The organism is Nosocomiicoccus sp. HMSC059G07 (assembly GCF_001815515.1).
Lineage (GTDB): Bacteria > Bacillota > Bacilli > Staphylococcales > Salinicoccaceae > Nosocomiicoccus > Nosocomiicoccus ampullae_A.
In genome coordinates this window covers 77,883-99,584 of the sequence record NZ_KV820788.1, presented here as the reverse complement: position 1 = coordinate 99,584, position 21,702 = coordinate 77,883, and the positions used below count along the sequence as shown (strand labels likewise).

Here is a 21,702-nt window from a genome sequence, read left to right as displayed (position 1 = left end):
TATCTTTATTATAATGAATCTTTGATATAATCAAAAATATCTGGCTCGTCATCTTTTTTTAATTGTTCTAATACACGAACGAGTAGTTGTTCATCTGTCTTTGCCGCAACGCGTTTTCCTTCTACGATACAAAACGCAGTCCGACTACATACACCACAATCATTCGTGCATTCGTAATCCATAACGTCCACATCGTCTTTATCCATTAAGTGTTCGTAGGTGTGTTTAGACGTTTTTTCAATGTTTGATCGGCAAAATTCTACGAGTTTCATATGATCACCATAAAAATAAAAACTAGAGAATTGACTCTCTAGTTTTAGAATACTTGTTCAATTTCAACGAAACCAGGTACTTCTTCTAGTAATGCGCGTTCGATACCCGCTTTAAGTGTAATCGTTGAACTTGGGCATGTACCACATGCACCGAGTAAACGTAACATAACGACGCCATCTTCAACGTCAACGAGTTCAACGTCTCCGCCATCTCTTAATAAGAACGGACGTAATTTATCTAAAACCGCATCAACTTGTTCATACATAGTGTCTTTTGTTGTTGCCATATATATCACTCCAAAAACGTTTATAGAGAAATCACTCTGTAAATATATTATAATAGATTAAAAGATAAAAATCTATCGGTATATAGGAGGATTCGTATATGAGCTATTCAGTAAATGTCTACGGAAGAGACGTCATTTGCGCGAGCTGTGTAAACGCACCGAGTTCAAAAGATACGTATCAGTGGTTAGAAGCACTATTCAGTAAAAAATATCCAGACGCGGACATTCGTGTAAACTACATCGACATCGACCGCGACGAAAACTTTTCAGACTACGACGAAGAGTTAATAGAACAAATCAACAACGATGAGTTATTTTATCCACTCGTCACAATCAACGACGAAGTCATTCAAGACGGTTACGTCCAATTAAAACCAATCACAAAATGGTTTGAAAAAAATGGTGTTGAATAAGACTTTGTGGTGTTGGACGACGCGCTCACTTCGGTGAGCGTTTTTTTGTGGCGTGGTTTGTGTTTTTTTATCCTAAAACAGTAATTGAATCTCTTCTCAAAATTATATTTAACAATAATTTCGTGATTTTGTTAGATATCCGGATTTATTTAACAAATATCGAGTCATCGACCCGTTTTTTGTTAATTATATTTTTTTATCTAACAAAAACGACCCTGAATTCTGATTTTTTGTTAATTATCCGCATATATTTAACACTTTCACCATTTTTTTGTTAATTAAGATGAAAAACCTAGTTTAGATCGGATTTCCGGCAGGCATTTTGGGTCTTTTTATCCCAAATCAGTAATAAAACCACTTCTCAAAATTATATTTAACAATAATTTCGTGATTTTGTTAGATATCCGGATTTATTTAACAAATATCGAGTCATCGACCCGTTTTTTGTTAATTATATTTTTTTATCTAACAAAAACAGTGCGAGATCCTGAGTTTTTGTTAATTATCCGCATATATTTAACACTTTCACCATTTTTTGTTAATTAATGATAAAAAACCTATAAAAATACACTTCCTAACATCAGCTAGGAAGTGTTTCATCTTTTAAGCGTGCGCTGTAATACCACGTCTGACGAGTGTTTGTGCAAATAACACTGTCACAACTGTTACGATTAAGTCTTTCACTATGAAAGGCGCAACTGTTAGCATGATTGATTCTGCGAGTCCTTTTGGTGATTCTAATACGTTGTTCATGATGAAGTAGAAGTATAAGAATCCGAATGTGAATAAGATCACCATGCCAACTGCTGTTGTAAGTATTGCTTTTAGTACAGACTGTCCTTCACGGTTACCGAGTCCTGCAAAGTATGCGAGTGGTATAAATCCGATGACGAAACCAAAACTTGGTGATAGTAATGATCCGAATCCACCAGAGCCACCAGCAAATACTGGAATCCCGATAAGTCCAGCGATTAAGTATACGACCATCGTCATTACCCCAAGACGACTACCGAGTAGTGCGCCTGTTAAAATGACCATAGGCGTTTGAAGTGTTATCGGAACGGGTCCGATTGGAATTGTAATCATCGCACTGATTGCTACGAGTGCGACGAATACTGCACAAAGTACAAGATCTTTCGTTTTCATAGAAATCTCCTTTAATTTTAAAGTGCCCAATCTAGTAAGTTTTCTACTGCATGAGTTGGAGGCACTTCTTTTTTCATGACATCTTCAGTACGATGAACTCCTGTATTGACGTGAATCGTGTCAATACTACCTTGGATGCCTGTCATGATATCTGTGTCGTAATTATCACCAATCATTGCGACGTCTTTTTGATCGACACCGATTTTTTCAAGTGCTTTTTGTAAAATATATGCGTTTGGTTTCCCGACAACGATAGGCTCTACTCCTGTCGCGCTTACTACGACGGAAGCGAGGGATCCGTTGCCCGGTATAAACTTATCTTTATGACGAATCACTTTATCTGGATTCGTTAAAATTAACTCTGCACCTTCTAACACGTTTTGTACAGCGTTCACGTACTTTTCATAATTGATATGAGTGTCATATGAGAATAATACAGCATCTGCATGATAATCAACAAGTGTTAACTCATTGTTCATTAAAGTTTCTTTAAATGAATCTGATCCAACGGCGTAAATATTTGTTTTATCATTTTCTTTAACGTAGTCGACAGCAGCGAGTGCTGACGTGTAAATATGTTCAATGGACGTCTCGATGCCATGTGACTTAAACTTTTTAAGCGTCTCTTCCGGTGTTCGTGCACCACTATTCGTCACAAACATATACGGAATTTTAGCATCATTTAAGCGATGAATAAAATCTGCCGCCCCTTCGATACGCTCGTCTCCATTAAACATCGTACCGTCTAAGTCGATTAAATACCCTTTATACATGTTGATCCCCCATAAAAGCGGTCACTGCTTGAGGATCTGTTTCAAAGAAATGTAAGACGTTTTCTTTAAAGTTGGCATATGCAGATAAATTATCCCTAAATACTTTTCTCATTGCCTCATGGTCCACGTCTTCATATTCACGTACGAGAATATTTCTAAATTTAAACGTTTCTTCAAATTTTGTAAAATCGTCTTCTGGAATTACACCTTCTGTTTTCATAATATCCATTACGTCTAAATAGTTTCCTGGATCGCGTAACACAAATCCATCGATAATCATGTTTCCAACGTCGACAGACGCTTCAATTAACATCTCACACACGCGCTCTAATGCGAGTGAATTATCCGTGTCAATCTCTTCTGTTAACCCTTTAATGTAGTCTAAACGTTTTAATATTAAATTCTTGTCTACAAATAACATAGTAAACTCCTTTAATTTAATTACTAATACATCTATAATATCATAAATAGAAAGTCCTTTATGGAGGGAACTATGTTAAAACATTACTTATACGATGATAATGAAACACCGAACGCACGATACGTCGGCTTTGCCGGTGACTTTGGGCGTTATGACCTTGCGATTATACAAACGTCTAAATTCTTCGGGAAAAGTTTAGTGTTAAATATGCAAAATAATACGTTCAGTATCGTTGGTACTGATGACTTAAACGAACCGGGGTATATTGCACACGCTCTTCAGTTTTCTGATGACCAAGCCGATGAAGTCATCGAATTTTTAAAAGATATTATATCACCCGGCTGGTTCATGGATTATTAAAAGCCTTCAGAAATGTTATTCTGAAGGCTTTTCTTCTGGTTTTAAACCGAGTTCTTTTTGTTCTTCTTTAGTAATTTTGCGTAAGATAAAATACGCACATCCAAAATTACAATACTCGAGTAAATAATCTTGAATTAAACTATAGCGCTTATCGAATTCTACTTTTTTCTTATCGTCTCTATAAAATCCGACGAGACGTAGTTTTTCATAACCGATATCTCCGACGATATAATCGTATTTATTTAAAACGTCGCTATATTTTTCTTTAAACTGCTCTTCGTCAAATGCATCTCGGTACTCTTTGATCAGTTCAAAATGCATGTGACCGACTGTCGTTATTTTATTCACCTTGACGAATTCTGTCTCCTTCTTCTTGACGGCGACGTGCTGCTGCATTTACTTGCTCATCAGCATGGTAGCTTGAACGTACCATCGGTCCAGCTTGGCAATGTTTAAAACCTTTTTCCATTGCGATTTTACGTAGCTTACCGAACTCGAGCGGCGTATAATACTTTTTCACTGTTAAGTGTTTACGTGTCGGTTGTAGATATTGACCGATTGTTAAAATATCAACACCGTGCTCTAGAAGGTCATCCATCGTTTGTAAAATTTCTTCATGCGTCTCACCGAGACCAATCATGATCGATGATTTCGTCGGGATATCCGGTTGAAGCTCTTTACAATATCTGAGCATTTCTAATGAACGACGGTATGTTGCTTTTGCACGTACACGCTTTGTTAAACGTTCGACCGTCTCAATATTATGGTTTAAAATGTCTGGTTTTGCATCCATTAAAATTTTAATGTTTTCTTTGTTACCGTTAAAATCAAAAGGTAGTACTTCTACTGTCGTATATGGGTTCACTTCACGTACTTTACGGATTGTTTCAGCGTAAACTTTCGCACCACCGTCACGTAAATCATCACGTGCAACTGTAGTTATTACACAGTGCTTTAAATCCATTTTTTGAACTGATTCTGCAATACGTCTTGGCTCGTCCCAGTCTACTTCACTTGGAAGCCCAGTTTTAATTGCACAGAAACGACACGCTCTCGTACATACAGATCCTAAAATCATAAATGTTGCTGTACGACGTTCCGCCCAACATTCGTGGATGTTTGGACAACGCGCCTCTTCGCACACTGTATGTAAATTTTCTGCACGCATCATTTTTTTGAGACCGATATAGTTCTCATTTGTATTTAATTTAATTTTAAGCCATTCAGGTTTTCTTAAAATCTCCTCGTTCTTTGTTGCCACTCGAATCCCTACCTTTGTGGTGTATTTGATTTTATAATAACACAACTTTGAATAGCGAGTATACTTATATCGTAAGTGAATAATTTCACTATTATCTTTTAGCTTGAATCGGTGTATACACGAGTTTAATAACGAGTGTTAATGCGATGAATAACCCGATCATCACGAGTAATCCTAATCCAGTTGAAGTTGTAAACCCAACGACTACAAATGATACTAATGAAACAACGGCTGCAATTACTGCATATGGTATTTGCGTCATGACGTGGACGATATGGTCAGATCCAGATCCTGTACTTGAAAGTATCGTCGAATCTGAAATCGGTGAACAGTGGTCCCCGAACACACCACCCGCTAGTACTGCTGCGATTGATGCGAGTAATAGTTCAGGTACTTCTAACGTAATGATAATATTTCCTGCAATCGGAACGAGTATACCAAATGATCCCCAAGATGTACCTGTTGTTAATGCCATGATACATGCAACTACAAACACGATTGCCGGTAGGAATGCTGCTGAAATATTCGAATCTTTCACCATTTGACCGAGTAATTCACCAGTTCCTAGTTCACTTATTAGTTCACCTGTCATCCATGCAAGTATTAACACGATAATCGGGCCAATCATCGCTTGAAGCCCTGTTTTAAATCCAATCCACGTGTCGCGACTTGAGAAGTTTTCATCTTGCCTAGTGAATTTATAATAGTAAATTAACGATAAAACAACTCCGATGATACCACCAAAAATTAATGAATGCGTAATCGAGTTATTTTCGAGAATGACGATTGGATTTAATGATCCACTTTCTTTTATCCCTGTGTAAATCATTCCAATAAGTACACCCGCTACTAGACCAACAAGTGGAACAATTAACGCGCTTTTAGATGAGTGATACGCGACTTGTAATTCATCGTCTTCAACCTTTTTATCGTATAATATTCCGTCGTTTATAGCACGTGACTCTTCACGTTTCATACCGAATATATCAAAATTCGTAAGGATGACGATAAACATTAAAATAATTGCACTTAAACTATAAAAGTTTAGTGGAATCATATATATAAACGCTTCGAACGGTGTGATGTGATTGAGTCCTGCTGCGATAAGTAGTGGCGCAGTCAGCCCCATAATCGTTGCACCCCAGCTAGATACCGGCATAATCACTGCGATTGGTGACGCTGTCGTATCGACTACGTACGCAAGTTTCGCGCGTGATACTTTATATTTGTCCGTTAACGGCTTAGATACTTGAGGTGTAATAATCGCACTAAAATAGTCATCAATAAAAATAATAATGCCGAGTATACCGCTTAATAAAAGTGCTCCAGTACGCGTTTTAACTTTTGTCATCGCGTAGCTCGTAAATGCTCTCGCTCCGCCTGACATACTCATAAATGCACTCATAATTCCAAGCAATGCTAAGAAGATTAAAATATACGCACTCCACGTATTTAACCAGCCGTCTTCGATAATTAAATCGATAAACGTTTGCCAAATCTTAGCAACCATTTCTCCGACGTTACCTTGTGTTATGACAATTGCTGAAGTAATGATCCCAACACCTAAACTTAAATCTACACGTCGCGTAAATAGGACGAGTATTAACGTAATGAGTGGTGGGATAAGTGAAATATACGCCCAGTTTAAAATTAAATCCATTCAAATCTACTCCTAATCTTATATAACAAAAAAACACAAGTGCTTTCCACTTGTGTTTAACAAATGTAGCGCACCATGATAATCATGACAGTACTTCATCTATTAAACGAAGTCCCAACAGCAAAGTGTCCAGCTTTACCATTTCGGCACAATCCCTCTTCAAAGTCTTCACAGTATGGCTACTCCAACTTTTACCAGTGTCATGTGCACCTCTACTTGTATTTAATTGCTTTATTTTCGAATTGCATTTCATTATAGACTTTATGTTTTAAAAAGTCAAAATTCTTTTGAAATTATTAAATCATCTTTATAAATGTCGACGATATCTCTTAAAAATTCTGGAATGTAATACGTCTTATTTAACGAATTAAAGTGTGGGAAGAATCGACCAAATGAATACATGTCGAGCGTCCCAACTTCATATATGTTTTCATCTTCTACTAGTTCACCGTTCACGTAAAATTCACGTCTGCTTTCAACGACTGATAATCCATCAATTAAAAACACACCCATCACGTCGCCTCTAAAACCGAGTCCTTTTATAATTTCATCTTTATATTCTTGAGCGCTTGCCGTATAGTACATATCTTTTAAGTCGCGCCCTGTCATCTCTACTTTAATTAGATTAATAGCATGGGGTAATACTTTATGAACGTGGTATTTCGTCATTTCCCCGCCTCTAAATTCTGCAGCGATTAACCCTGCGTGAATGATAGAAATGTCAGTCTGTGTATACTTTTGAATCATCTGTAATAACGTGTACGTAAACCAGTTCATCGTATATAGTGTCCGTTCAATTGCTAGTACATCGTGCTTTACAGTTGTATTTAGCATCTCTTTTCCGACTTCATAAAATTCGTCGTAGCGGTTTGATAATAGATCCGTTTCAATTAAACGCGTTGAAACGTCTGTTAAATTATAATCCGTAAATTCTAAATCGACATAACCGAAATACTCTCCGAATCGTCCGGCTGCAGTTAACGTCGTCTTGTTTACTTTATAATTTTCTGGGAGTGTGTGATGCGTATGTCCACCGATAATTACATCAATTTCTGGACATTCTTCTGCAAGTCTCTCGTCGTCATATTTACCTAAGTGTGACAACATCACAACGGCGTCACAGTGACGTTTCATTTCTTTTAAGTATTCTTTAATGTAATAAAACGCGCCTTCAACATCTAACGCGAGTGCTTTATAAAACGGTGTAAACTCAACAGTTGCGGCAATAAAGCCAATACGGATATCGCCGATTCTTTTAATCGTGTACGGTGGGAATAATAACCCATGTTCATCGCGAAGATTCGCACAAATCACTTCGAAATCCGCTTCATTATATAAATTTTTTAATTCACTTTTAGTTAACGTTATACCTTCGTTGTTACCGATCGTTGCGACGTCACAGAGTGCGTCATTTAGACGTTCGACGTTACCTCTACCAATCGTTGCGTCTGTATACGGATGACTTCTATCGACGTGATCTCCGATATCAACGTAAAGTGTATTTTCATCTTTACGCGGTTTTATGTACTCGACAATCGCATGATAATTATCAAAATGACTATGGATATCATTCGTATGGTAAATGCGAATTTGCTTTTTCATAACAACACACTTTCCTTTAAAGTATCGCTTCTAAAATTAAATATAAACCGATTAACAGTAGCACTGTGCGAAGTATTTTGACTAAACCATCGCTCGTAAATCGACTGGCTAACTTTACACCAATTCTCGCTCCAAAATACGAACTCACCGCTAAAAATATAAGCGAGAAATATTGAACGTGAGATTGTAATGCGTGTCCGATTGCACTTGAAAAACTCGAAAAGAATATTAACATCATCGACGTTCCGATCGCAATCGTCGGTGGAATTCTAAAGACGATAATCATTAACGGCGTCATCAGTACGCCCCCACCGATTCCAAATAACCCTGTGGTAAATCCAACTAAGAAAGTGATCGCTACCGCAATCCATACCGGGAATCCATACTGATGAACAACCCCATCAGCATCGATATGCGGTCTTAAGTATTTAGGGTTTTGAAACACTTTTAAAGGCGGTATTTTATCTCGCACCATCAGTATAATACTAATGATGATTAAAAATGATCCGAAGTATAAATTAAATGAATCTAGAGTTAAAGACGCGCTCGCATATGATCCGACGAACGCACCAGGTACGAGACCGATTAAAAAAATAGAGCCGCTATATCTGTCAACTTGGTTACTTTTGTTATACTGAACCATCGCAGAGAATCCTGTAATGACTAAAATCATACTCGACGTTCCGATCGCAAGTTGCGGTGTCATACCTTCGATCATACCGAGTTTAATACCGAAAAATACGAGTGCTGGAACGATGATGACCCCACCACCCATTCCGACGAGTGCACCTAAAATTGAGGAGAATAATCCGATACATATTAATATAATTATTGTTAAGATCATGATTATCCTCCTTTACTTTAAAATAGTTTGAGTTGTTTTGGAGCGAGAGTTTTATATTTAATACCGAGCATATCGATTAAGGTTTCTGCGTTCCCGGCAGCATGTCCACCAGAGTTATTGTTGAAAATAACGTAAATATCTTTTGTTTTAAACGATAAAATTTCTATATGTTTTTTCAGTGCTTCAAGTTCTTCTCGGTTATAATTATATAAGTAACGCATATTTCGCCACTCTTCTCTCGTTCGGTTCATCTGCATCCATCCGTGTGCATTTCTACCGTGAAGACGAATAAACCCGATATCATCAGTCACACGACTGACAAATGGAACCGTCCCCTCACCAATTTGAGGGGCATCGACAATCGTATGGATGAGATGATTGTCGTGGAGAAATTGTAGCGTTTGTTCTTTTTTGTCATCAGTAAACCAAGACGCATGACGAAATTCAACCGCAACTTTTAACGGGTGAAGCATCTTTTTAGCGAGTCGAACGTAGTTAATGTTTTTCTCATTGCATTCATACCAAGGTGGAAACTGCATTAATATATAAGCAAGTTTGCCATGATTCACCATAGGTTGTAACATTTCTTTATAGTCTTTATATAATTCATTTATGTTTGAATAAGATGTTCTAAAGTCACCATGACCTGTCATAAACTGGTGTGTTTTGACGATAAACTTAAAATCTTCTGGTGTTTCACGGCACCACTTTTCAATCGTCGATTGTTGTAATATTGCATAATATGTCGAATCGACTTCAACGACTGGAAATGTACCGGCGTATGTCTCAAGTTTTTGATTCACTTTTGTGACATCAGTATAAATTGAATCGTGATCGCCCCATCCAGTTAATCCGATATAAATCATAGTATCACCTAGATTTATTTTACCACAGAAACTATTTTTATTTGAAAATAGAAACTAAAGGAGAATGATGATGGCTATTTCGTTTAAAGACGTATCTCATAAACATATTTTAAAAAACATTTCCGGAACGTTTAAAAAGAATCGTATTACAGCATTAATCGGACCAAGTGGCGCTGGGAAATCAACGACATTAAAACATATTAACGGTCTTTTATCTCCAACTAATGGCGACATATATATTGGAGAAGAAAACATTAAAGCAATGGATATTATTAAGTTACGACGTAATGTTGGATTTGCATTTCAGTCGTCACCCATGCTTGAAGGCACTGTATATGACAACTTAAAATTTCCAAAAGATTTATTTAACGAGACATTTTCTAAAGATGAAGCAATTGAATTTCTAGAAAAAGTCGATTTAACAAAAGACTTCATCGACCGACCGGTTCGTAAATTATCTGGTGGTGAAAAGAGTCGTGTCGCACTAGCACGTACGCTCGTAAATAATCCTGATATCTTACTTCTCGATGAAATCACGGCGAGTGTCGATGTGACTGTCGCTCGAGAAATCGAACGACTAATCGTAAAAAATCAAAAAGAGTTTGATTTAACAATTATTTGGGTGACGCATGATCTCTCACAAGCAAAGCGTATGTCCGATGACTTTTGGTATTTAAGAAAGGGCGAGTTAATTGAGTTTGGACCAATTGAACAGTTCGCTCATCCTAAAACTGATGCTTTAAAACAATTTTTAGAGGGGGAATTTTAAATGTCGTTTACAAGTTTAGCGCTCGCATTAGTGTTTGTAATCATCCCTATTATACTCGCTGTCGTTTTAAAGCTCGGTCTAGAAAAGGATATTATTATTGCTTCAATACGAGCGACAATCCAGCTAATTATTATCGGGTATATTTTACAATTCGTGTTCGATAGTAAGAGTACGATTTTTATGTTGTTAATGATTGTTTTAATTATCGCAGCAGCGAGTCAAAATATCGTTAAAAAAGGTAAAGGTATTCCGCATATAAAGATCATTATTATCGTGACACTTGTGTTTGTCGAACTATTTTCAATGGGGACATTACTATTATTTAAAATCATCCCGTTCGAAGCACAATACGTCATCCCAATTTCCGGAATGATTATCGGAAACTGTATGGTTTTATCTTTATTATTTTTAGACCGATTTAAATCTGAACTCAGTCATAACGAAGAAACAATCGAGTTAATTTTATCTTTTGGCGGGACACCGAAAGAAGCGGTTCACCACACGTTAAAATCCGCAATTAAAACGAGTATGATTCCGACGATTGAATCTCAAAAAACTGTTGGTCTTGTGCAACTCCCAGGTATGATGAGTGGGTTAATTATCGGTGGTGGAGATCCGATGGAAGCAGTGATGTATCAATTACTCATTCTGTTTCTTATATTAAACGCAGCTGCACTATCTTCAATTTTAGTTGGATTTTTATCTTATCCATTTTTATTTAACGAAAAACTTCAATTTTTAGGCATACAAGACGATACGAAATGAAAAAAGTCAGATTCTTGAATAAGAATCTGACTTCGTTTATTTTAAGCGTCTAATAATGTTTTTTGAATATCTTTATATGCCGCTTCCCATAGCGCCTCATCAGATTTAAACTGTTCTCTAAGTTCACCGATGACCTTTTTAAACTTCTCATCGTAAGTTGGGTCATCTTTACTTGGGATATGCTTTTTCGCTTCGTCTGAAGTTTTCTTCACTTCTGGTGCAAATGGTCCCCATTTTCCAATCTCATTATTATTTTCATCTAAAACAACGTAAATTGGAATGATGTTTTTACCGTTTGTTTGATATTGCTCCATGAGATCGAGGTTTTCATCTCTTAATACAAACTTCGCTTCAAAGTCATACGCTTCAGCGAGTCGAAGTAAAATTGGTGTATTTAACATACAATGCGCACACCACGGCTCGATAATACCGAGCACTTTAAAGTTCTTTTCTTGTAACTCGTCTTTATGCTCATCTTCTTTTACGCTAAAATAATCGTAAATATTATCGAATCCTTCTTTTAAATCCGTAAACTGTTGACGCATCTCTTCAGCTGATAACGCTTTGTCGTACCACTCTGTTAAATTGTTTGCCATAATATCCCCTCTTTACTGTTTTTTATACTATTCCTTTTTTGGAGATTTTTAAACATCACATATTACGATACGTTTACAATTATTAAATATTTTCTGAAACGTTTATCGTGTCGATTATACGGCTAATGGAAATACAACCTTAAAAATAGGATGATTGTATGAATAAAAAACGCATTACTGAAATTGACGCACTACGAGGAATCGCTGCTCTTCTCGTCGTGTTATATCATTATACATTTCACTATGACAGACGATTTGGACACGTAGCAAGTGATTATAATACTGAATTATTTAGTTTCGGGCACTACGGTGTACAGCTATTTTTCATCATCAGTGGCTTTGTGATTTTTATGTCAGTTAGTCGCGGACGATCTGCAAGTGATTTTTTAATTAAACGAGCGTTCCGTTTGTATCCGGCATACATTGCAGCTGTAGTCATTACTTTTATCGTATTAAGCGCATCGTCAATTGACATTCAACGAACGATTCAAGAAATGTTTGTAAATATGACGATGGTTCAAGAATTTATAGGTATTCGTAATATTGACGGATCGTACTGGTCGCTTCGCGTCGAATTTACGTTTTATATGATGATGGCGCTCATCATACTTATTGATAAAGAAAAAGTCATGCCCGTAGTTGTGACGATGCTCAGCGTAGGTATGGCGATACAACTTTACAGCCTAATTATGAGTACTGATTCTGCACAATTTGTTGAGAGATTTTCTACAGCAAACTATATTCAGTTGTTCGTCATTGGGATTATGCTGCACGAAATTTGGATAAAAGGCATGAAGTTGAAATACGGGGCTGTCATTATCGTAGCCGTTATGTATGACTTTATCTTCGAAGGTGTCGTGAATGGATTATTTACAGTGAGTTTTATATCGATTTTCGCCTTAGTTTTAAACGATAAATTGAAGATTTTAAATAATAAATTGCTGCTTTATTTAGGAAGTATTTCGTACCCGTTATATTTAATTCACCAAAATATCGGATATGCGCTCATTCACGTCATGGAAGATTACGGTTTAACGCATGAAATATGGATCATAATTCCGGTCATCATTTCAGTGTTACTCGCGCATGGTATTTTATATGTAGTAGAAAAACCATCTCAAAACTTTTTATTTAAATACTATAAGTCGTTAAGAGAATGGAACAAGAAAAATGTATCTAGTATTCCATAATTATATTGAGTACAATAGTATATCAATATGAAAGATGGTGATACGATGGCTTCAGATAAAAGAGTGTTTGGGCTGATTTCAGTTATACTCGGCGCAAGCCTTTGGGGAATCGGTGGTACCGCGACCGACTGGTTATTTAGAAACACACCTGTGAATGTCGATTGGTACGTGACAGCAAGGCTTTTAATCAGTGGTATTATACTCGTTTTATTCTTTTTAATTGTTTTTAAAAAGAAGAGTACGACGGTATGGGACAAATATTTAGTCACTCGCTTCGTTATATATAGTATTTTCGGTATGACGCTCGTTCAATATTCATTTACAGCAACGATTGGATACGGGAATGCTGCGATTGCGACAGTGCTACAATGTACCGGACCGATTTATATTATTTTATATTACGTCTTTAAGAAATATATAAATTTCACTTACAAAGAAGTACTCGTCATTCTCTTTATGATCGTCGGAGTCGTTTTAATCGCAACAAATGGTAATCTCACTCAACTAATCGTATCACCACTCGCGTTATTTTGGGGTATTTTATCTGGTGTCGCGCTCGCGTACTACACAGTACACGCGGGGTACTTACTACTTAGAATGCACCCGTTAGAACTCGTCGGCGGATCGATGCTCGTCGGTGGAATACTATTAAACTTTAAAACACCGATCTGGTCATTAGATTTTGGTTACGACTGGTCGGCATTTGAGATTAGTATATTATTATTCTCGATATTAATTGGAACGACACTCGCATTCTTACTCTATATTGGAAGTTTAAAATATATCACTTCACAAGAAGCGGGAATTCTAGGACTACTCGAACCCGTGATGGCCGTGTTAACAACAGTAATCGTACTCGGCGACGTATTAGAACTATTCCAAGTCGTCGGGATTGCACTCATACTTGGAATCACAGTGTTCAATACAATCGCATCATCAAAACAATCAAAAAAAGAAGCGAACGCCTGATTTATTGATCGGGGCGTTCGCTTTTTTGGTGTTAAAGATGAAAAACCTGATGGTGAGTTTGATTGTGCGGGTTTGAGAGTGTCTTTTTATCCTAAAACAGCTTAAACACCATTTCTCAAAATTATATTTAACAAAAATTTCGGGATTCTGTTAGATATCCGGATATATTTAACAAATTTCGGGTCGTCGAGCCGGTTTTTGTTAATTATATCTTTTTATCTAACAAAAAAGGTGCGAGATTCTGCGTTTTTGTTAATTATCCTAATATATTTAACACTTTCAACGTTTTTTTGTTAATAAAAGAAGAAAAACCTGGTTTTGAGTTTGTTTTCGCAGGCTGATTGTGTCTTTTTATCCTGAAACAGCTTAAACACCACTTCTCAAAATTATATTTAACAAAAATTTCAGGATTTTGTTAGATATCTCGATATATTTAACAAATTTCGGGTCGTCGAGCCGGTTTTTGTTAATTATATCTTTTTATCTAACAAAAAAGGTGCGAGATTCTGCGTTTTTGTTAATTATCCTAATATATTTAACACTTTCAACGTTTTTTTGTTAATAAAGATGAAAAACCGGCACGAATCCCCACCGCTTACAACGCCTCTATACAAATTCTAACCGCGCGTTTAAGGTCGTCTAGCGACATGCTTGGTAATGCGGGATTCTCGATTGCAAGTTCGTGCGATGCTGGTAGATGTATGAATCCGGCTTTAAATGAGTCATTCGCACGACTTGCTTCGTGTAGTGCGACGTACATCATGTTATTACATAAATATGTGCCTGCCGTATTAGAGATTTTTGCAGGTAAATACGATTCATTTAACGTATCTACCATTTTGCGGATCGGAAGTGTTGAAAACAATCCATCCGGACCGTCTTCGACAATCGGTTGGTCAACTGGTGCAAAACCTGAGTTGTCTTTTGCGCCGTCTTTTACGTTAATCGCAATTCGCTCTGGAGTAATTTTACTACGTCCAGCTGCGAGACCGAGCATAATTACCGCGTCAGGCTTTCGTTCATCGATTTCTTTTAGCAGTTCTTGTTCGGATGCCTTAAAGTCAACAGGCAACACTCTCGTTTCAATCGTGTACCCATTAATCGTTTCACTGTCCAATGCTTTCACAATTTCTTCTGTCGGGTTAATTTTATGATTTAAAAATGGAACAAACCCTGTTAATAATAATTTCATATCCTTCACCTCTACAATATGATTATCTCACATTGTAATAGAAATTTTTGGAAATTTGAAATCATTGCAACAGGGTTTGTGTTTAATTTTTATAGTTCTTTTTTACAATAAAAACGCTATCATAATATAACAAAAATAAATTTGTACGGTTATCTTAGTGTTTCAGATCACTCGTATTTTCATTTAAGTTAAGGAAAAGATTCACTCCGAAAAGAATAATTGCAAGTAAGAACATCGGTCCACCGATAAATGTGAAGATGTGTGCTGTTTTTGCATCAATTTGTACATAAAACGTACTAAATAAGAACAGTGGAACTCCGATATGGTATAACCAGAACGTTGCTTTACCAAGTCCGTTTTTTGCTAAGTGTGGGTAAATACATAATACTGCCCCAATACCTAGTGTTGTTAACCATCCAACGACGTTAACGTGTGCGTGTCCTGCAGCCCAGTTTAATTGAATCGTGTAAGACATAAATAGTCCGACAGAAATTCCGAAAACTAAGTATAGTACTGCAAGTTTAAGCCATGTTTGACCCATTTAAATCCCCCCTATTTCTTTTATAATTTGAGATTATCATTAATTTTGTATACACGTCAATTTAATGTGAAAAAATCATCCTTTAGTATTAGAACACAAAATATAATAAGATAAAAAAACCGCCGCACTTTCATGCGACGGTTTAAGTTAGAAATTATCCGATTGAACCTTCCATCTCGTAACTGATGAGGCGGTTCATTTCTACTGCGTATTCCATTGGTAATTCTTTTGTGAATGGTTCGATGAAGCCCATTACGATCATTTCTGTCGCTTCAATTTCACCTATCCCTCTACTCATAAGGTAGAATAATTGTTCTTCTGATACTTTAGATACACGCGCTTCGTGCTCTAAAGAAATGTTATTGTTGTAAACTTCGTTGTATGGAATTGTATCTGAAGTCGATTGCTTATCCATAATTAACGTGTCACACTCGATTGTAGATTTTGCGTTGTCCGCTCTACGCCCGAAGTGTACAAGTCCACGGTACGTTACTTTACCACCGTGTTGTGCGATCGATTTCGATACGATAGACGATGAAGTATTCGGTGCTAAGTGTAACATCTTAGAGCCTGCATCTTGTAGTTGTCCTTTACCTGCAAGTGCGATAGACATCGTCATACCTCTTGCGCCTTCACCTTTAAGGTAAATCGCAGGGTATTTCATCGTAATCTTAGACCCGATGTTACCGTCTACCCATTCCATCGTTGCATTTTCTTCAGCAAATGTACGTTTTGTAACTAAGTTGTACACGTTGTTTGCCCAGTTTTGAATCGTCGTGTAACGGCAGTATGCGTTAGGCTTAACGATAATCTCAACAACTGCTGCGTGAAGTGAGTTTGTTGTGTAAACTGGTGCAGTACAACCTTCAACGTAGTGTAACCATGAACCTTCGTCACAAATAATTAGCGTACGCTCAAACTGTCCCATATTTTCTGAGTTAATACGGAAGTATGCTTGTAACGGACTATCTAATTTTACGTGAGGTGGTACATAGATGAATGATCCACCAGACCAAACCGCTGAGTTTAATGCAGCGAACTTGTTGTCTGAAGGTGGCACAACTGTCGCGAAGTATTCTTTAAATAGTTCTTCGTTTTCTCTAAGTGCCGCGTCAGTATCTTTAAATACGACACCTTTTTCTTCAAGTTCTTTTTCCATGTTGTGATAAACAACTTCTGATTCATACTGTGCAGAAACACCTGCTAAGTATTTTTGCTCTGCTTCAGGAATACCTAAACGGTCAAACGTACGTTTGATTTCTTCAGGAACCTCGTCCCAAGAACGTTCTGAACGCTCTGAAGGTTTTACGTAATAACGAATTTCGTCGAAGTTAAGTTCTGATAAGTCTCCACCCCATGTTGGCATCGGCTTACTATAGAACTGCTCAAGTGATTTTAGACGGAAGTCTAACATCCACTCTGGCTCTTCTTTCATCTTCGAAATTTCTCTAACAATTTCTTCAGTTAATCCGCGTTCAGAACGGAAGATTGAAACGTCGTCATCGCGGAAACCATATTTATATTCACCAATATCTGGCGCTTTTCTCATTGCCATAACTATTCACTCCTAATCATATTCCGTGCGGTTATTCTTCTTCTACACCTTTTTCAAGTGCTTTCCAAGATAGAGTCGCACATTTAATTCTTGCAGGGAATTGGCTGACGCCGGATAATGCTTCAATGTCGCCCATGTCTTCTGTGATTGTATAATCTTCTCCGAGCATCATCTTACTGAACTCATCTGCCATTTCTAACGCACGCTCTACATTTTTTCCTTTAACAGCTTCTGTCATCATCGATGCGCTTGCCATCGAAATCGAACAGCCATGTCCTTCGAAACGAACGTCGTCGATTATATTATCTTTTACTTCTAACATGAGTCGAATTTCATCTCCACATGTTGGGTTGTTCATATCAATGGTAATCGTTCCACTATCTAATTCGCCTTTGTTACGCGGATGTTTATAATGGTCCATAATGACCGAACGATATAGCTGTTCTAAATTACTAAAATTCATATGAGAAAAACTCCTTCGTACGCTCTAAGCCTCGAATGAATGTGTCTACTTCATCTTTAGTATTATATATATAGAAACTTGCACGTGCTGTTGAATTTGTGTCTAGCCATTTCATTAATGGTTGTGCACAGTGATGCCCTGCACGGACAGCGATACCGTCTTGATCAAGCGCTGTTGCTAAATCGTGTGGGTGCACTCCGTCAAGATTAAATGTAATTAACCCTGCGCGTTCTTTTGGTCCATAAATGGTAATACCGTCAATTTTCTGCATTTCTTCGTAAGCATAATTTACAAGTTCTTGCTCGTAGTCGTGGATGTTATCCATACCGACTTCGAGTAAATAGTCGATTGCTGCACCGAGTCCAATTGCTTCAGCAATCATCGGTGTCCCCGCTTCAAACTTCACTGGTAAATCCGTCCATGTTGCGTCTTCTTTATACACGTAATCGATCATATCTCCACCGTATTCTACCGGCTCTAATTGATCTAGGATTTCTGCTTTACCATAAAGTACACCAACACCTGTTGGACCAAGCATTTTATGTGCACTAAACGCATAGAAATCAACGTCTAAGTCTTGGACGTCTACCGTCATATGAGGTACAGCTTGCGCACCATCTACAACGATATATGCATTGTAGTCGTGTGCGATTTTTGCGATAGATTTAATATCGTTTACTGTACCAAGTACGTTTGAAACGTGTGTAATCGCAACGATTTTTGTTTTATCTGACATGACACTTTTAACGCTTTCTAGCGTAATCGTCCCGTCAGACTCTAACGGAATAAACACCAGTTTTGCACCTTTACGTTTTGCAAGTTGTTGCCAAGGTACGATATTTGCGTGGTGTTCCATTTCTGTTACGACAATTTCGTCTCCCGCTTCAACAGCAAAATCACCAAGTGAACGTGCGACTAAGTTGAGTGCTGCTGTTGTCCCACGTGTATAAATGATTTCTTCAAATCGTTTTGCATTTATGAATTTACGTACTTTCATACGCGCAGATTCATATGCATCAGTCGCAAGCGAACCGAGAGTATGGACCCCTCGGTGTACGTTTGCGTTATATTTAAAGTAATAGTCATTCGTCTTATCCACGACGCTTTTTGGCGTTAAGCTTGTAGCTGACGTGTCTAAGTACGTAAGTGCATTCCCATTAACTGTTTCGTCAAGGACCTTAAAGTCTTGTCTTATTTTGTTAATGTCCAATGTGGAAGCCTCCTAGTATTATTAGTGTAAAATTTTATCTTCAATCACTTCTACGAGTAAGTTTTTAACACTTTCAATCGGTAAGCTAACAACAACTGGTGCTAAGAATCCGTGGATAACTAAGCGTTCTGCTTCTTCACGCTTAAGCCCTCTACTCATTAAGTAGAAGAGTTGTAGTTCATCCACACGACCAGCTGATGCTGCGTGTCCTGCTTCCACTTCATCTTCGTCGATTAATAGAATTGGGTTCGCGTCACCACGCGCTTTACCGTCAAGCATTAATACGCGAGATTCTTGTTGAGCGTTGGAGTTCGTCGCACCTTTTTTGATGTGACCAATCCCGTTAAATACGCTGTTTGCGTTCTCTTTCATTACACCGTGTTTTAAGATGTTTCCGTACGTATTTTTACCGTAGTGAATAACTTCTGTCGTGAAGTTTAAGATTTGTTGTCCACGACCAATTGTAACGATTTTAACTTCTGATTCTGAGTTATCACCGTTTAAGTACGTCGTGTTATCGTAAATGACGTTTGAGTCACTCATTAGACCGAGTGCCCAGTCGATTTCAGCATCACGACTTGTTACACCGCGACGTACGACATATCCTGTAAGATCTTTTGCTAAGAAGTCTACTGCACCGTAGTTAATTTTTGCGTTATCTTTTGCAAGCACTTCACTTACAACGTTTAACTGTCCATTCGCTGATTCTAAGTTCGTGACATAGTTTTCTACATAAGTTACTTCAGAACCTTCATCTCCAACGAGTAAGACGTGGTTATATAACGATGCATTTTCATCATCGTGGTAAAATACGACTTGAATTGGCGCTTCAACTTTTACGTTTTTCGGTACGTAGATGAAGACCCCACCGTTTAACATCGCTTGGTGGTAAGCTGTCAGTTTGTTTTCATCGACAGCTACACCTTCAGTCATAAAGTACTTTTCAACTAAGTCTTTATGATTTTCTGATGCTGTAAATATATCTTCAACAATAACACCTTGAGACTTTAATGACTCAGATAATTCTACAAATGCTTTCGTGTTATTGTGTTGCACGTATAAGTTTTCTACATTCTCTACTTCTACAACTTCTTTTACCTTTTCAGGTAAATCAGAAATTGAATCAAACGTTGAACTTTCCGTAAATGGTTGCTCAACTGTAAAAAAGTCCCAGTTATAAATACGTGTTTTGTCTGGTTTTATCAAGTCTAAACGATCGATTAAATCTAGTGCTTCTTTTCTTTTATTTGTAAAGAACTCTGTCACACCATTTTGTTCTGCGTCGTTTAAGACTTTTTCTTTATCTAAAACGAATTCGTTAGCCATTACAGTTCCTCCTGATATTATTCTACTGCGTCTACTGTTTCGTCTTCAATTCCGAGTTCTTGTTTAATCCACTCGTAACCTTCGTTCTCAAGACGTTCTGCAAGTTCTTTTCCGCCTGATTTTACTACTCTACCTTGCATCATTACGTGTACGAAGTCAGGTTCGATGTAGTTTAATAAGCGTTGATAGTGCGTGATAATTAATGAACCGAAGCTAGGTCCACGCAGTTCGTTAATACCTTTAGAAACAACTTGTAACGCGTCGATATCTAGACCAGAGTCAATCTCGTCTAAGATTGCGAATTTAGGTTCTAACATCATGAGTTGTAAAATTTCGTTACGTTTTTTCTCCCCACCAGAGAACCCTTCGTTTAAGTAACGCGTTGCCATATCTGGATCCATTTCTAAGAAATCCATGTTTTTATCTAGTTTTTTAATAAATTGCATTAAGTTAATCTCGTCGCTCTCTTCACGGCTTGAGTTAATAGCTGAACGTAAGAAATCTGAGTTTGTTACACCCGAAATTTCTGACGGATACTGCATCGCTAGGAATAAACCAGCGTGCGCACGCTCGTCAACTTCCATTTCCAGTACGCTCTCACCATCAAGTAAAACTTCACCTTGCGTTACATCGTATGCAGGGTGTCCCATAATCGCTTGAGCGAGTGTAGATTTACCCGTCCCGTTAGGTCCCATTACAGCGTGAATCTCACCTTGTTTAAGTGTAAGATTTAAACCTTTAAGTATTTTCTTGCCATCAATTTCGACATGTAAGTCTTTAATTTCTAAAACAGAAGTCATCCGATAATCCTCCAATTAGATAGAATTTATTTTCCATATAATAGTTTATAATAGTTCTAAACTATAGTCAAAGTTTCCCATGACCATAATGACTTTAGTATAACGTAAAATAACGGACATTTGTAGTATTATACATTGTGATAATCGAATTTTAGAATTGAGAATAAAAATCAGGTAAATGATGAAGAACTGGTAGGTAACTTGGTGATTTTCGTTGGAGTTTTGATGTGTTTTTATTTCTGAAGAGTCTTAGTTTTTTCTCGGAATTATAATAATCAAATTTCAGGTCGCTGAGACGTTTTTTGTTAATTAAGATGAAAAACCTCGGTGATTTGAATTTCGGAAGGTTTAAAGTGTCGTTTTATCCCAAAGGAGTAATAAAGCTGCTTCCCGAAATTTTATTTAACAAAAATTTCGCGAT

25 protein-coding genes and 1 riboswitch are annotated in these 21,702 nt (G+C 37.3%); of the genes, 6 read left to right on the top strand and 19 right to left on the bottom strand.

Going from position 1 to position 21,702, the window contains the following annotated elements:
- Positions 1–8: 8 nt before the first annotated feature.
- Positions 9–272: a DUF1450 domain-containing protein gene (locus tag HMPREF3029_RS01985; RefSeq protein ID WP_068127732.1), complete on the bottom strand. Its 264-nt coding sequence runs from the start codon at positions 270–272 to the stop codon at positions 9–11.
- A 44-nt stretch (positions 273–316) separates the two neighbouring features.
- Positions 317–559 carry a NifU family protein gene (locus tag HMPREF3029_RS01980; RefSeq protein ID WP_040929377.1) on the bottom strand — a complete coding sequence of 81 codons (243 nt, stop codon included), beginning with the start codon at positions 557–559 and terminating at the stop codon, positions 317–319.
- Between the two features lie 98 nt (positions 560–657).
- On the opposite strand from HMPREF3029_RS01980, the gene HMPREF3029_RS01975 reads away from it, so the two are divergent.
- Positions 658–972: a YuzD family protein gene (locus tag HMPREF3029_RS01975; protein WP_040929378.1), complete on the top strand. Its 315-nt coding sequence runs from the start codon at positions 658–660 to the stop codon at positions 970–972.
- A gap of 603 nt (positions 973–1,575) precedes the next feature.
- Here the strand turns inward: HMPREF3029_RS01975 and HMPREF3029_RS01970 are convergent.
- From HMPREF3029_RS01970 to HMPREF3029_RS01960, 3 genes are read right to left on the bottom strand one after another with little or no spacing between them, the layout of a single operon-like run.
- Positions 1,576–2,118, bottom strand: a complete 543-nt coding sequence (locus HMPREF3029_RS01970) for a biotin transporter BioY (RefSeq protein WP_068130770.1) — start codon at positions 2,116–2,118, stop codon at positions 1,576–1,578.
- A 17-nt stretch (positions 2,119–2,135) separates the two neighbouring features.
- Positions 2,136–2,891, bottom strand: coding sequence for a TIGR01457 family HAD-type hydrolase (locus HMPREF3029_RS01965; protein WP_070709446.1), 756 nt, complete (start codon positions 2,889–2,891; stop codon positions 2,136–2,138).
- Positions 2,884–3,312 (bottom strand): type VII toxin-antitoxin system HepT family RNase toxin, encoded by a 429-nt coding sequence (locus HMPREF3029_RS01960; RefSeq protein ID WP_070622467.1) that lies wholly within the window; start codon positions 3,310–3,312, stop codon positions 2,884–2,886. The genes HMPREF3029_RS01965 and HMPREF3029_RS01960 overlap by 8 nt, the downstream gene beginning before the upstream one ends.
- Before the next feature lie 72 nt (positions 3,313–3,384).
- Between HMPREF3029_RS01960 and HMPREF3029_RS01955 the strand changes: the two genes are divergently transcribed.
- The gene (locus HMPREF3029_RS01955; protein WP_068130779.1) at positions 3,385–3,672 is read left to right on the top strand and encodes a DUF3055 domain-containing protein; all 288 of its coding nucleotides are present in this window, start codon (positions 3,385–3,387) and stop codon (positions 3,670–3,672) included.
- Positions 3,673–3,687: 15 nt separating this feature from the next.
- On the opposite strand, the gene HMPREF3029_RS01950 is transcribed toward HMPREF3029_RS01955, so the two are convergent.
- The 6 genes from HMPREF3029_RS01950 to HMPREF3029_RS01925 all read right to left on the bottom strand — a co-directional run bounded on the left by HMPREF3029_RS01950 (position 3,688) and on the right by HMPREF3029_RS01925 (position 9,905).
- Positions 3,688–4,020 (bottom strand): YutD family protein, encoded by a 333-nt coding sequence (locus tag HMPREF3029_RS01950; protein ID WP_371327355.1) that lies wholly within the window; start codon positions 4,018–4,020, stop codon positions 3,688–3,690.
- Complete coding sequence (gene lipA / locus HMPREF3029_RS01945) at positions 4,013–4,933, bottom strand: lipoyl synthase (RefSeq protein WP_040929387.1); 921 nt, start codon at positions 4,931–4,933, stop codon at positions 4,013–4,015. The genes HMPREF3029_RS01950 and lipA overlap by 8 nt, the downstream gene beginning before the upstream one ends.
- A 91-nt stretch (positions 4,934–5,024) precedes the next feature.
- Positions 5,025–6,593, bottom strand: a complete 1,569-nt coding sequence (locus HMPREF3029_RS01940; protein ID WP_070709444.1) for a Na+/H+ antiporter NhaC family protein — start codon at positions 6,591–6,593, stop codon at positions 5,025–5,027.
- A gap of 58 nt (positions 6,594–6,651) precedes the next feature.
- Positions 6,652–6,816: riboswitch (Lysine riboswitch) on the bottom strand.
- Between the two features lie 53 nt (positions 6,817–6,869).
- Positions 6,870–8,195 (bottom strand): bifunctional metallophosphatase/5'-nucleotidase, encoded by a 1,326-nt coding sequence (locus HMPREF3029_RS01935; RefSeq protein WP_070622469.1) that lies wholly within the window; start codon positions 8,193–8,195, stop codon positions 6,870–6,872.
- A 16-nt stretch (positions 8,196–8,211) separates the two neighbouring features.
- On the bottom strand, positions 8,212–9,039 hold the full coding sequence (locus tag HMPREF3029_RS01930) for a sulfite exporter TauE/SafE family protein (protein ID WP_068130788.1): 828 nt from the start codon (positions 9,037–9,039) through the stop codon (positions 8,212–8,214).
- 17 nt (positions 9,040–9,056) lie between these two features.
- Positions 9,057–9,905, bottom strand: coding sequence for a DUF72 domain-containing protein (locus tag HMPREF3029_RS01925; protein WP_070709442.1), 849 nt, complete (start codon positions 9,903–9,905; stop codon positions 9,057–9,059).
- A 70-nt stretch (positions 9,906–9,975) separates the two neighbouring features.
- Here HMPREF3029_RS01925 and HMPREF3029_RS01920 point away from each other — a divergent pair, with 70 nt between their 5' ends.
- Positions 9,976–10,674 (top strand): ABC transporter ATP-binding protein, encoded by a 699-nt coding sequence (locus HMPREF3029_RS01920; protein ID WP_246830691.1) that lies wholly within the window; start codon positions 9,976–9,978, stop codon positions 10,672–10,674.
- Positions 10,675–11,439 (top strand): ABC transporter permease, encoded by a 765-nt coding sequence (gene fetB / locus HMPREF3029_RS01915; RefSeq protein ID WP_070457377.1) that lies wholly within the window; start codon positions 10,675–10,677, stop codon positions 11,437–11,439. It abuts the gene before it with no gap.
- 41 nt (positions 11,440–11,480) lie between these two features.
- Here the strand turns inward: fetB and HMPREF3029_RS01910 are convergent, their stop codons facing one another.
- Positions 11,481–12,035: a thioredoxin family protein gene (locus HMPREF3029_RS01910; RefSeq protein ID WP_070709438.1), complete on the bottom strand. Its 555-nt coding sequence runs from the start codon at positions 12,033–12,035 to the stop codon at positions 11,481–11,483.
- Positions 12,036–12,193: 158 nt separating this feature from the next.
- On the opposite strand from HMPREF3029_RS01910, the gene HMPREF3029_RS01905 reads away from it, so the two are divergent.
- Positions 12,194–13,225 (top strand): acyltransferase family protein, encoded by a 1,032-nt coding sequence (locus tag HMPREF3029_RS01905; protein WP_070709436.1) that lies wholly within the window; start codon positions 12,194–12,196, stop codon positions 13,223–13,225.
- Between the two features lie 45 nt (positions 13,226–13,270).
- Positions 13,271–14,194, top strand: coding sequence for an EamA family transporter (locus tag HMPREF3029_RS01900; RefSeq protein WP_070709561.1), 924 nt, complete (start codon positions 13,271–13,273; stop codon positions 14,192–14,194).
- A 595-nt stretch (positions 14,195–14,789) separates the two neighbouring features.
- Here HMPREF3029_RS01900 and pcp read toward each other — a convergent pair.
- The 7 genes from pcp to sufC all read right to left on the bottom strand — a co-directional run bounded on the left by pcp (position 14,790) and on the right by sufC (position 21,281).
- Positions 14,790–15,386 (bottom strand): pyroglutamyl-peptidase I, encoded by a 597-nt coding sequence (gene pcp / locus HMPREF3029_RS01895; protein WP_070709434.1) that lies wholly within the window; start codon positions 15,384–15,386, stop codon positions 14,790–14,792.
- Between the two features lie 154 nt (positions 15,387–15,540).
- On the bottom strand, positions 15,541–15,927 hold the full coding sequence (locus tag HMPREF3029_RS01890) for a hypothetical protein (protein WP_068130814.1): 387 nt from the start codon (positions 15,925–15,927) through the stop codon (positions 15,541–15,543).
- 154 nt (positions 15,928–16,081) lie between these two features.
- The gene (sufB, locus tag HMPREF3029_RS01885; RefSeq protein WP_070709558.1) at positions 16,082–17,476 is read right to left on the bottom strand and encodes a Fe-S cluster assembly protein SufB; all 1,395 of its coding nucleotides are present in this window, start codon (positions 17,474–17,476) and stop codon (positions 16,082–16,084) included.
- Positions 17,477–17,513: 37 nt separating this feature from the next.
- Complete coding sequence (gene sufU, locus HMPREF3029_RS01880; RefSeq protein ID WP_070709432.1) at positions 17,514–17,945, bottom strand: Fe-S cluster assembly sulfur transfer protein SufU; 432 nt, start codon at positions 17,943–17,945, stop codon at positions 17,514–17,516.
- Complete coding sequence (locus HMPREF3029_RS01875) at positions 17,935–19,155, bottom strand: cysteine desulfurase (RefSeq protein WP_070709430.1); 1,221 nt, start codon at positions 19,153–19,155, stop codon at positions 17,935–17,937. Before HMPREF3029_RS01875 ends, sufU begins: the two co-directional genes overlap by 11 nt.
- Before the next feature lie 21 nt (positions 19,156–19,176).
- Positions 19,177–20,481, bottom strand: a complete 1,305-nt coding sequence (gene sufD / locus HMPREF3029_RS01870; protein WP_070709428.1) for a Fe-S cluster assembly protein SufD — start codon at positions 20,479–20,481, stop codon at positions 19,177–19,179.
- 17 nt (positions 20,482–20,498) lie between these two features.
- On the bottom strand, positions 20,499–21,281 hold the full coding sequence (sufC, locus tag HMPREF3029_RS01865) for a Fe-S cluster assembly ATPase SufC (protein WP_070709426.1): 783 nt from the start codon (positions 21,279–21,281) through the stop codon (positions 20,499–20,501).
- Between the last annotated feature and the right edge of the window lie 421 nt (positions 21,282–21,702).